This window comes from Shouchella xiaoxiensis, from assembly GCF_016907895.1.
Lineage (GTDB): Bacteria > Bacillota > Bacilli > Bacillales > Bacillaceae_D > Shouchella > Shouchella xiaoxiensis.
This window is the reverse complement of sequence record NZ_JAFBCV010000008.1, coordinates 170,056-181,859: the sequence shown is the minus strand read 5'-3', so window position 1 is coordinate 181,859 and position 11,804 is coordinate 170,056. Positions and strand designations below refer to the sequence as shown.

9 protein-coding genes and 1 pseudogene are annotated in these 11,804 nt (G+C 43.7%); 5 read left to right on the top strand and 5 right to left on the bottom strand.

Annotated features, from left to right (window positions below; all coding sequences use genetic code 11):
• Positions 1 to 27: 27 nt before the first annotated feature.
• Entirely contained in the window at positions 28 to 798 is a 771-nt protein-coding gene (locus JOC54_RS13670) for an alpha/beta hydrolase (RefSeq protein WP_204466764.1), read from the bottom strand.
• A gap of 110 nt (positions 799 to 908) precedes the next feature.
• Here JOC54_RS13670 and fabZ point away from each other — a divergent pair, with 110 nt between their 5' ends.
• From fabZ to JOC54_RS13655, 3 genes are all read left to right on the top strand, one after another.
• On the top strand, positions 909 to 1,337 hold the full coding sequence (gene fabZ, locus JOC54_RS13665) for a 3-hydroxyacyl-ACP dehydratase FabZ (protein ID WP_204466763.1): 429 nt from the start codon (positions 909 to 911) through the stop codon (positions 1,335 to 1,337).
• A 234-nt stretch (positions 1,338 to 1,571) separates the two neighbouring features.
• Positions 1,572 to 4,250, top strand: coding sequence for a YhgE/Pip domain-containing protein (locus JOC54_RS13660; RefSeq protein ID WP_204466762.1), 2,679 nt, complete (start codon positions 1,572 to 1,574; stop codon positions 4,248 to 4,250).
• Between the two features lie 76 nt (positions 4,251 to 4,326).
• Positions 4,327 to 5,271, top strand: coding sequence for an agmatinase family protein (locus tag JOC54_RS13655; RefSeq protein ID WP_204466761.1), 945 nt, complete (start codon positions 4,327 to 4,329; stop codon positions 5,269 to 5,271).
• A 22-nt stretch (positions 5,272 to 5,293) separates the two neighbouring features.
• Here the strand turns inward: JOC54_RS13655 and JOC54_RS13650 are convergent, their stop codons facing one another.
• Entirely contained in the window at positions 5,294 to 6,088 is a 795-nt protein-coding gene (locus tag JOC54_RS13650; protein ID WP_204466760.1) for an arylamine N-acetyltransferase, read from the bottom strand.
• Between the two features lie 360 nt (positions 6,089 to 6,448).
• Here JOC54_RS13650 and JOC54_RS13645 point away from each other — a divergent pair, with 360 nt between their 5' ends.
• Together JOC54_RS13645 and JOC54_RS13640 are read left to right on the top strand one after the other, a co-directional pair.
• Positions 6,449 to 7,777, top strand: a complete 1,329-nt coding sequence (locus JOC54_RS13645) for a C40 family peptidase (protein ID WP_239586722.1) — start codon at positions 6,449 to 6,451, stop codon at positions 7,775 to 7,777.
• A 144-nt stretch (positions 7,778 to 7,921) separates the two neighbouring features.
• A complete protein-coding gene (locus tag JOC54_RS13640) occupies positions 7,922 to 9,166 on the top strand; it encodes a DNA polymerase IV (RefSeq protein ID WP_204466759.1) in 1,245 nt (414 codons plus the stop codon).
• Between the two features lie 19 nt (positions 9,167 to 9,185).
• Here JOC54_RS13640 and JOC54_RS13635 read toward each other — a convergent pair whose 3' ends face one another.
• The 3 genes and pseudogenes from JOC54_RS13635 to JOC54_RS13625 form a co-directional block, all read right to left on the bottom strand.
• Complete coding sequence (locus tag JOC54_RS13635; RefSeq protein ID WP_204466758.1) at positions 9,186 to 10,439, bottom strand: hypothetical protein; 1,254 nt, start codon at positions 10,437 to 10,439, stop codon at positions 9,186 to 9,188.
• A 94-nt stretch (positions 10,440 to 10,533) separates the two neighbouring features.
• Positions 10,534 to 10,779, bottom strand: a pseudogene (locus tag JOC54_RS23420) (GNAT family N-acetyltransferase); the annotation flags it as partial.
• Between the two features lie 30 nt (positions 10,780 to 10,809).
• A complete protein-coding gene (locus JOC54_RS13625; RefSeq protein WP_204466757.1) occupies positions 10,810 to 11,733 on the bottom strand; it encodes an LCP family glycopolymer transferase in 924 nt (307 codons plus the stop codon).
• Between the last annotated feature and the right edge of the window lie 71 nt (positions 11,734 to 11,804).

The window sequence follows — 11,804 nt, the reverse complement described above, 5'->3', positions numbered from 1 at the left end:
TCACGTCAATCTGACGTGAGCTTTTTTTCATAATAATTGCTGTTGTTTTAGCGTGGATAGCCAGTTCTTAATACAGGCATCCCAGTAAGGCCAATTATGATCACCTGATGATTCATTGTAGGTGTAAGTAATGCCTAGTGATTCTACATGCGCGCGAAATTGCAGGTTAATGTCATGCAAAAAGTCTTCCGTTCCACAATATTGGAACAAGGCAGGTAGCTGTTTCTTATGAGCAACGAGCTCATCTAGGAGAGGAAGCAAGTCCCCATTTGTACCGTGTACCGTTCGTTCTGGGCCAAGGATGGCTTGCATGTATGGCTTGCGTGTTTGATCACCAGCTTGTAGCTGTAATGTAAGTACTTCATCTACAAGCAGAGCTCCAGAGAAGCTGGCAGCGGCACGAAAACGTTCAGGTGCATTAATTGCCCACTTAAATGATCCAAAACCGCCCATAGATAACCCGGCAACATAACGATTTTCTGCCGCTGTAGAAAGCGGTAGGTTGCGTTCTAAGTGTGCAGGTAATTCTTCTGTTACATAGGTAAAATAGTTTCCACCGTAGGCCATGTCCGTGTAGTAACTCAAGCCAACATCGGGCATGATGACGGCAAGCTGATGTTCCTGCGCGTACTGTTCGATCTGCGTGTGGCGCATCCATGCCGTCTCGTTATCGCTCCACCCGTGTAGCAAGTACAGTGTGCGGTATGGTGGCTTTGTGTCATCAGGTAAAATAATCTGTACGGATGTTTGTTTACCTATGGAATGGGAATGAAACTGCATGTGCATGATTGTAGCCATAAAAAACCTCCTTTTTAGGACAGTATAGACGTGTTTGCCGATGCTGGCTATTAGGTTTGAGTAAATGATGTGATAAAATAAAGCGAATGAAACACTAGGAGGGACTTGAAATGTTGGAAATTGAAGAGATTAAAGCACTTATTCCCCATCGCTATCCGTTTTTATTAGTAGATAAAGTCGTTGAATTAGAAGCGGGAAAACGGGCTGTAGGAATTAAAAACGTCACGGTGAATGAAGAATTTTTTAACGGTCATTTTCCTGATTATCCAGTAATGCCCGGGGTATTAATTGTAGAAGCGTTGGCGCAGGTTTCAGGTATTTGCGTAGCGAAGGCTAATGAAGCGAGCAATACAACAAAGATCGGTTTATTTGCCGCGATTGATAGCTGTAAATTCAAACGACCAGTCCGACCTGGTGATCAATTGAAATTAGAAATTGAGATTACGCGGATAAAAGGTCCCGTTGCAAAAGCGACTGGTACGGCTTACGTTGATGGGGAAGTTGCAGCAAAAGCCGATATGACATTTGCATTTAAATAAAGGGAGTGGCCAAGCAATCGGATAAGCCGATGTTTGGCTTTTTTTATGTTGAAAATGTGGAGAAATTGATGATTTCACATGATTTTTTATGATTGAAGTTTGAACTGTATTTTAGCTCAAATGCTTGTGTATCAATGGTTTCGACTAATAAAACCCCTTTGTGGATATTATTTGTCTATTTTTAAACCCTGAGATAAGATAAGGTCAATAGGTTGTTTAAGGGGTTTTTAATGAATGAAGCAAATAAGGGAGATTGTCAAACAAGATTTTTTGAATTTAAAACGAGTCCCTCTCGTCGCGTTACTGTTGCTTGGGCTCGCTTTTTTGCCGTCCCTTTATGCGTGGTTTAACATCGCAGCATCATGGGATCCGTATAGCAATACAGCAGGAATTAAGATAGCCGTAGTAAATGAAGATTCCGGCACGAAGGTTGATGAAGAAGCCGTTCATATCGGTGATCAATTAGTTGAGAATCTCGAAGAAAACGATCAAATGGGCTGGGTATTTACGACGCGAGCAGAGGCTGAGGAAGGCGTTCGTAACGGTACATATTACGCTAGCGTTTACATCGGAGAAGATTTCTCGGAACAATTAACGAGCGTGTTAGATGGGGTGCCTGATCCGCCTCAGGTGCGCTATGAGGTAAATGAAAAACTGAATGCGATTGCTCCTAAAATGACGTCTGCAGGAGCTTCAGCTGTTGTTGATCAAATTTCTGAGGAGTTTCTTGGGGAAGCATCCAAAGCGTTGTTTACGCAGCTGAATACAATTGGAATTGAGCTAGAGAATGAACTTCCAACGATTCGCCGTGTGGAAGATTTACTGTTTGAACTGGAGGAACGCTTTCCAGAAATTAATCAGTTAGGAACACGCGTAATTGAGTTGCAAACCAATTGGCCAGAAATAAACGAAAAGCTCACACAACTAATTGAGCTCCAAGACCGTTTTCCAGAAATCAATCAAGGTGCTTCGTATGTCTTAACGCTTGAAGAACATTTACCGACTATTCACAGCATTGCTGAACGAGTAGAAGAATTAGATGAGGCAATCCCGCAAATTGAAGAAGCAGCTGGTCAAATAGTATCGATTGGAAACCGTTTTGCTTCGCTTGAACAGGAGTTTACAACTGCACTTGAGTTGGTCCAGTCTGCAGAATCGGCGATTACGACTGCTCAAGATGCGCTTCCTCGTGTGGCTGAAACAGCAGATAATGTTGAGCGCTATGCTGATGGGATCGCAACGATTGTCGGAGAACTTGAACAAGCGGTTGATCCCCTTTCGGCAGTAATTGGACAGCAGGCACAGTTCGTTGAACAAGGAGCGAATACAGTTTTAACGACAATAGAACGCATAGAAGCTGGTGAATCAGGTGATACGTTACTGGATCCTCTGCAATCGGTCATTCAATTACTAGAAACGAATGAAGCGGCGCTGACGGACGCGGTTAATTTTCTCAATGAACTTAATGAAACAGCGCCATCTAGCAGTTTAGACGAGTTACTTCAAACCATTACATCGCTTAGAGACGATGTTAGTAGTCTCAAAAATAGCGTAAAAGAGCTCACAGAAGTAATTGAATCTACTGGTGAGTTTGACTCTGAAAGAATCAATTACGTAAAGGAGCAAGCTAAGAAAACAATAGCGGGTGCTCAGCAGGTGCAAGCTCAGCTTGATTCAGGCGCAAGTCAATCGATTAAAGAGGCTTTTTCCCGGATTCAAGAAGAGACGCTCTCTGTTGCAGGCAGCGTTGCAGATGTTGAGGCACGTCTACCAGATTTAGAATTAATGTTGGAGCAGGCCGCTGCTATTCGCTTAACTGGTGAAGAGCAATTAATGGCATTAACTGAAGAATTTCCAGAGATTGAAAAATCAATTGTTGCAGGGGTCGAGCTAATTGAAGGCGAGCTTGCTCATGTGGTTGGCGGAATTGCTGGCATCCATGCTTTTATGGAAGATGATTTTCCAGCGATTGAAGAACGTATTCATCAAGCATCCCAGTTTATAAAAGAGGATTTGCCTGAACTTGAAGATCAATACATCTCAATGGCCGACCAAATTGAGACGCATTTACCGGAATTTGCGGATGCGCTTGGGGAAGTGGCTACCTTTGCGGAATTAGAATTGCCTGACTTGGAAGATTCCGTCCAAGCAGCAGCTGATCGGGTCCGGGCTTTCGAGGAACAGAACGATCTCGATGAAATCATTTCATTACTGAAAAATGATATTGAAGCAGAGAGTGCCTTTTTCCGTGAACCTGTACAGCTACAAGAAGAACAGCTCTACCCAATTCCTAACTATGGGTCGGCAAACGCTCCGTTTTATACGGCGTTGTCACTATGGGTCGGCTCGCTTCTTCTCGTCAACTTGTTAAAGACCGATGTCCACCCGACTGATATGCGCCCCGATTACAAAGTCCATCACGTCTATATAGGTCGTTTGATTTTGTTTCTGCTCATTAGTTTTTTACAAGGAACGATTGTGAGCATTGGCAACTTATTGCTTTTAGGAACGTATGCGGTTCACCCAGTTTGGTTTGTTGTGTTTACTATTCTCACAGGCATGGTATTCATGACAATTGTCTATACGCTTGCTTCCGTTTTTGCCAACATCGGAAAAGCGCTAGCGATTATTTTTATGGTGCTCCAGCTATCAGGAGCCGGTGGGACATTTCCGATTCAAGTAGCGCCTCCCTTTTTTCAAGCAATCAATCCGTTCTTGCCGTTTACGTACGCGATTAACCTGCTGAGAGAAGGTGTGGCGGGCATTGTCCCTAGCGCAGTTATCCTTAATGTCGGCATGCTTCTCTGCTTTTTTGTTGGAGCACTTGTGTTTGGGCTCGTGCTTAAGAAACCTCTTGCGAAACGGATGGCACAGACATCAGAAAAATCGCGTTCAAGTCGCATGATTGATTAAATCGCAAAAGGATGTTTGTTTTCTATTTCGAACAGGAATAGAAGGAGCAAGAGGATGAATAAAGGAGCGAGTTTTAATGAGTGAACCGATTTATGGTAATACCCCACCTTTCTTAGGGGCAAAAAACGGTACAGTTGAAAAAACAGACGATGCGGATGTTCTAGTGTATGGTGTTCCGTGGGAAGGCGCTGTCACATGGGGCGATTATACAGGATGCGAATTAGGCCCAAAAGTGATGCGTCTCGCTTCAGGACGCTACTCAGGCTATTTACCTGAGCTTGATCATATCGACGTTTTGGAACACTTGCAGTTAGCGGATTTAGGAGATGTGGACGTTGTCCCCGCTGACGTTGGTGAGACAATGCGCCGGATTCAAGCTTTTGCAAAAGGGGTTTGGGAATCCGGCAAATTCCCACTTGCACTTGGTGGAGACCACGGCATTACGTATCCGATTGTCGCTGGTCTAGCTGAGCAGTACCCTGATAAAAAAATTGGCATTCTCCATCTGGATGCTCATTATGACAACATGCCCCATCACGAGGGTGAAAAGTATGCCCGATCAACTCCTTTTGCGAGACTGTATGAGCATGACAGTGTCCGTAATGAGAGCTTGCTTCACATAGGCATCCATGGACCACGTAATAAGCCGGAAACAGGAAAATACGCCCAAGAAGCGGGCGCCAAGACGGTGACTAGTAGAGAGATTAAAGAAACGACTGACCTAAAAAAACTGGCGGCTGACCTATATGAGCAGGCGGCTAAAGATGTCGATATGGTCTATCTCTCGATCTGCAGCGATGTGCTCGATGTTGCGTTTAATCCAGGTGGGCCGATTGATACCAATGGATTAAGTTCCTATGAATTATTGACGCTTGTGCATGAATTTACGTCCAGAGGTGTGGTCGGTATGGACTTTGTGGAAGTTTATCCGCAGCAAGATGCCAATGATGTATCATCTCACTTCGCATCAACCCTGTCTTTATATGCGTTAGCAGGTCATATTAAAGCAATGAAGAAATAAAAAACCGGCTTCGGCCGGTTTTTTAATGGGGAAAAATCGTTATGCCTCGCTGCTCTAATGCCCTCAGGGCTGAGCGAACGGGGACATGAGGCAGCTTAAATTCTGAACGCAATACCTGTTCCATTTCCGCAGCTGAATCTAGCTGTTTTTTTGTCGTTGTGCCGTCATAATAATGAATCGTATAGATGTTGTTTAAAAGCGAGACAGAGCGCTGCTGTTCGAGTTGATAAAGATGGCAGCGGATAATCGTCATGAAAGGTCCGTCATCACGGTAGGAATTCTGAATAATTGAGCTAAAATCATTCAAGTCCACTTGCTCATTTGTATGAAACGACCAAGTTGTGCCTGTTTGTTGTTCATTAAAGAACCGTTTGTGCTCAAATGAAGAGGAACTTATTTGCGTTATTTTTACTCGGTCTTGACCAAACTGACGCTCCTGCTCTTTCCCAAGCGGCAAGGGGACAAACAGCGGTGCGTTTGAGCCGCAATCGATATAATAGGGAGTCTTGTCCAGTTGAACGAGGATTGCGAGATGAACGCCGCCGACCATCAGTAACTGACAATCAAATTGAAGCTGTTGCAACAAACGATAGAGGTTGGCATTAATGGTATAACAAGTGCCTGCCAAACTAAATGTCTCACGTAAACCTAGTAATTCATCTGGGGCGGGAATCGCTGCTGTTGGATTCATTAGCTTGCTTATATTTTCAAATGGAAACGTCTGTAGGTGGGCAGTGGTTAGCTTCTCTAAAAAAGCAAGAGTAGGCCTCTCCTGTTTTACTTTTAATGTATATAAGTAATGGCGTACCCAATTCATCTAGCTCACTCCTTCTTGCTTTATCTTATCAGTGCAGGCCGATTCAAACGTCAATCGTAAGGAGGAAATCGAGTCAATCTTTAGGCTGAAACATTGAAGAAATTTCGACAAAATTCTACGGTCGCTTCTTTTTAAAACGCTTGAAAGTGGTGCGGGATAAGTGAATCTAGTAACTGGAAAAATGAAACTAGGTCTATCATCCCTAGTTTTGTAATATTACAGTTTGGTTACATTGATAGATTGACACGTCGAATTCATGTAAAATTTACTCAAACTTGTCGATGAAAACAATGAATGGTGTTATTTTTTGTGAGAATGAGTAGAAATGTTTAATCGAGTAAAGAAAAGGGAGGCATTTTCTTGTCAAAATCAACTATTAACAAAGTATTATTTTCTTCAGCCGTTGTTGCAGGGATCGTAGCAGTTGCCCCGCAGGAATCTGAAGCAGCACTTGGCGACCAAACACTTAGACAAGGCATGTCTCATCCTGACGTGACTGAATTACAAACTACGCTTAAAGAAAAAGGATTTTTTACATACCATACAGCAACAGGATTTTACGGAACGCATACACGTGATGCTGTACTTGCTTACCAAAAAGCGAATAACTTACAGGTTGACGGCACGGCGGGACCACAAACATTAGGCAGTCTCGTTAAGTCAGGTGCTGTTTCAAGTCCATCAAATTCAAATGCATCAAACAATAATAGCTCGTCCTCTTCCTCAACGGTGGCAATGCGAATTGGCAATCGTGGAAACAATGTAACGGGATTACAAGATCAGCTTCGCACGCTTGGTTTCTTTAACCAGTCGTCAACGGGCTATTATGGTACAGTGACTCGTGAGGCCGTTCGCAATTATCAGCGTGCCAACAATCTTCAAGTTGACGGGATTGCTGGACCGCAAACACAAGCCCACTTAAGAAGCGGTAATTCATCTAGCGCGCCTTCTAACAACACTAGCAATAATAACAACAACAATAATTCAAATGCTGGTTCAAATACAACACCGCCTGCGTCAACACCTTCAAGCAGCGCGATGCGTCTTGGCCAACGTGGGAGCAACGTAACGGAATTACAGCAGCAGCTTCGTACACTTGGGTACTTTAACCAGAATCCAACTGGTTACTATGGTGAAGTAACAAGAAATGCAGTGCGCGAGTTCCAACGTACAAATGGATTGTCAGTTGATGGTGTTGCTGGACCTGCTACACAGTCTAAGTTAAAAAACAATCCGTCACCGGTTAACAAAAACCAATCAACAACAAACAATGGCAATTCGTCAAACAACAACTCTAATTCGAACCCTGCGCCATCCCAATCAGCAAGCGGTTTGGTTTCTGGTTTAGTTTCTTCAGCTAATTCTGTTATTGGTACTCCTTACCTTTGGGGTGGGACGTCTCCAGCTGGTTTTGATTGCAGTGGTATGATTCAATACATCTTCCGTCAAAATGGCGTGAGCATTCCACGGACCGTTTCCGAACAGTGGAATTCAGGTACATCCGTTAGCTCGCCAAGCGTTGGTGATATTGTTTTCTTTGAAACGTATAAATCAGGACCATCTCATAACGGAATTTATATTGGAAACAACAAATTCATCCACACGGGCTCATCGCGTGGAGTGGAAATTTCCGACATGAACAATAGCTATTGGAGTCCTAAATACTTAGGTGCAAAGCGTCTTCACTAAAAACTAGGCATATGCCTAGTTTTTTTGTTTTGGAAAAATGTACGCCTAAAGCCAGTAATTACACGAACGTGTATTCTTTTTTTACTTGAATAACGAACGTATATTCGAATATAATAAAGGAATATTGAATGAGGAGAGGTCTACATGACACGACAAAAAGCGGTTTTTCTAGTTGATATGGAATCGTTTTATGCGTCAATTGAACATGTTGAGAATCCACAGTACGATGGAAAGCCACTTGTGGTGTCTGGAGACCCTAATCGTCGCAGTGGTGTCATCCTAGCAGCTTGTCCGCTAGCGAAGAAGAAAGGCATTAGGAACGCAGAGCGCCTGTACGAAGCGCAGCAAAAGTGCCCCGATGTTGTGGTAGTGAAACCGAGGATGCAGCGCTATGTCGATGTTTCCCTTGAAATCTCGCGAATTCTTGGAACGTTTACCGATCAGGTAGAACCGTATTCGATTGATGAGCAGTTTATGGATGTGACGGGAAGCCAGCGCTTATTCGGAATTCCGCATGATATAGCGGTTAAGGTAAGAGATGAGGTACAGCGGATAACAGGTATACGAACACGGATTGGTATTGGTGAAAACAAGGTGTTAGCAAAGCTTGCCTGTGACAACTTTGCTAAGAAAAATAAGAGCGGGATTTATCTACTGAGTCGAGATACGATTGATCTTGATTTATGGGGGTTGCCAATTGAAGATTTATTTGGTGTTGGTCGGAAAATGGCGGTTCATTTTCGCAACATGGGCATCCGCACAATCGGTCAGCTTGCGAAAACGGACGGGGAGCACATCAAAAAAAAGTTTGGTTTACATGGGCAAGTCTTATGGATGTCTGCCAACGGTGTTGACTATTCTCCTGTTACACGGGAAGCGCATGCAAAACGTAAGGGCTTCGGAAACGGGATGACGCTACCAAGAGATTATGTCAAAAAAGAAGAGATTCAGGTTGTGCTGCTTGAATTGTGCGAAGAAGTTTGTTCACGGGCAAGAAAAGCGGGCAAGATGGGTTCAACTGTGTCTTTAAGTTTAAACGGGGCGAGCTACGTCGAGAAGCGCGGTTTTCATCGGCAAATGACGTTGCCAATTGAAACCAATATTACGATGGAACTATTTCAAGCGGCGTGCCAGCTGCTCAATCGCTATTGGGACGGGTTCCCGATTCGGCGCTTGAGCATTGGCTTGACGAATTTACAAAGCGACCAGAACTGGCAGATGAGCTTGTTTAACGACAATGAAAGCCGGGATCGTCTGTCGCAGATTGGTTACACGATGGATGATATTCGCCATAAATATGGGAAAGTGGCAATTCAGCGAGCGTCATCGTTAACAAAAGCTTCCCAGCTGCTTGACCGCAGCAAAAAAATCGGCGGCCATTACAAATAAAAAAAGCTTCCATTCATTTTTACTTAATGGAAGCTTCGGTCGTGTCTACTGTCGCTAGTGCAGCAATCAGTTTGACCAGCGTCATCGTATCAATATGTTCTTCACCAGTTCGAACAGCAACATCAAGGATGCGGCCATCATCGAGTTCTTTGATGAGCGTTAACCCTGCGTATAAGCCGTCATCGTTTTGCTCGGCGAATGCATAGTCATACGAATCGAGCTCAGGAAATGTATCTGCTGGAAGCTCTGTGCCAGACGAACGTAACGCATTTACATGTAAATTCAACGAAATGTTCGGGTGGGCGAGTCCAATAATAAGCGAAACAGGTTCATAATCTGTATCAGCTGTATGCGTAAAGCTGTAAGATTGCTCTCCTAGCGTGCGCATCTCATAGCCTTCAGGCAGTTCAACTTCAATCGAATCAAACAGAAGATGGGTTTCAACAGGAAACGTTACCTCATTTCCGTTATAAGACGTGCTCAACAGAGAGATTTGTTCACTAGCATCCTCGTTTGCTTGATCATGAAGGGAACGATCCTGGAGCTTTTCCGTTAAACTTAAAGACGCATACTCCGAAGGGATTGGCTCAATTTCAACGTCTTCATCATTCGCAGAAATGAGAATGGCATGGAAGAGGCTGACAATTTCTTCATAGGTGTCTGAATCGAGTGAAGCTGTATCAGACAACAGTAGTGTAGCCACATACATTTGTTCTAATTCTTGATCAAATTGAACGAGGCGATGAATCCGATCATTCCCAGTATCAATTGATAAGTAATAGTCAAATAAAAGCTCGGGAAATAAGGCTAAATCAATGTTGTTTGGCTCATTTTCTTCAGATCGTAACGAAAGCGAAGTGAAATCACGGCGCAGTGTTAAGTCATAATCAGCTGGAAGTGCTTGGGCACTAACGGTTGCTTGAAAGTCATAGTCTAAGTCTAAATCAGCTGCTGCTGAGAACGTTAAAGAATCGCCTGTTGTGACTACTTCAACACCTTCTGGGATCAAGTAGGTCTTATCAAAAGGGGCAGATGCCATTTGAGCTGAAAGAACATCAGTTCGATCACCGTGTTCAACGACGAGCTGTTTTTCTTCAACTGGGTCTTCTTCTGGGGTGGGTGGCTCCTCGGTTGGTGGAGTTGTTGGTTCACTTGGTGGATTCGTAGGAGCAGGATTTGCCTCTGGTGTGCACCCAGCAAGCAGGAAAAAGCCGAGAAGACTCACACAACTCATTAATCGCAATCGGGTGCGATAATCAGAGCATGTCCTCATAGAATGTTCCTCCGTTTAATAAATTTGTAAAAACGTACCTTTACATATCCTATCATGGAAAGGCACGTCGAGGTGTAAAAGATTTTGAAATTGATTAGAGGGCGACATCTTGATAGTCTTGATGTTTGTCGAACTCAGCTTTGGCAAACGCGCAAACGGGTTTGATTTTTTGATTCTGTTGGCGCATATCATTGACGAGCTCAGCAATCAATGCTGCACCGATACCAGTCCCACGCGCTTTTGGATCTACAAATGTATGTGTAATAACAATGTGGTCATCTTCGGATTGAAACTCAAGTTCACCAATTGCGTTGTTGTCTTCGCCCTCAACATAGTAATGGGTGGATTCTTTTTTATTTCCATTTTAGGATCATTCCTTTATTAGATTTAAATGACTTTGCAGTTTTGTCGCAACACGCTGTTGCTCATCTTCTGGAATGACAGCGTACCAAATACCGTCTATCGTTTCCTCGTGGAAGGTTAATTCTAGTTGTTCAATTGATTCAGTTGCTTGATGGTAATTTTGAGCATAAGAGATCATTTGCGATAAAGTTAAATCCGTTTCGACAGTTGAGCCGATTGAACGAATGAGTTCTGGTGCAGATGAAACTTGGCTTAGTTGGAGTCCTTCGTCAATAATACTCTCCACGACGTCACGCTGCCGCTCCGTTCTCCCTGCATCTCCATTAGGGTCATCTTTGCGCATGCGCACGTACGCGAGCGCTTCCTCCCCGTCAAGTGAGAGCTCGCCTTCATCAAATTCATGTCCAGACAACGAAAATGCTAGCTCGTTTGTTACATTAACTCCACCAAGCGTGTCGATGAATGGGATAAATTGCTCCATATCAATCGAAAGGTAATGATCAATCGGTAAATCAAAGAGGTTTTCTACGCTTTGAATAAGCATGTCAGGACCTCCATACGCGTATGCGTGATTAATTTTTTCAATCGTTCCTTGACCAACAATTTCGGTCCGGGTATCGCGTGGGATACTGACCATTTGGATGGATTTTTCCTGGGCGTTAACGGTTAATAGAAGAAGTGCATCTGCTCTACCATAATGAGCTTCTGAATGGGAATCAACACCAGCCACTAAAAAAGACAAGGGGTCCCCAGGTGAAGGTGAATCTGCTCGTTCCTTGGAAACACCGTCACTTAAGGTGCGGCTTTCAAGGGGTTCATGCATTTCTTCTGTTGCGTTTGAAGTTGTGTCATACATGTGATAAACAAAAAAACTACCGGTAACAAGAAGGATCGATCCAAGCGCGATTGCTGTTTTTGTATACCATTTCATCTTCATCTTCCTTTCGCGCAACTCTTCTGTTCTAATACCCCGATTAGTGCCGGTTAAACAAGGCCATGCCT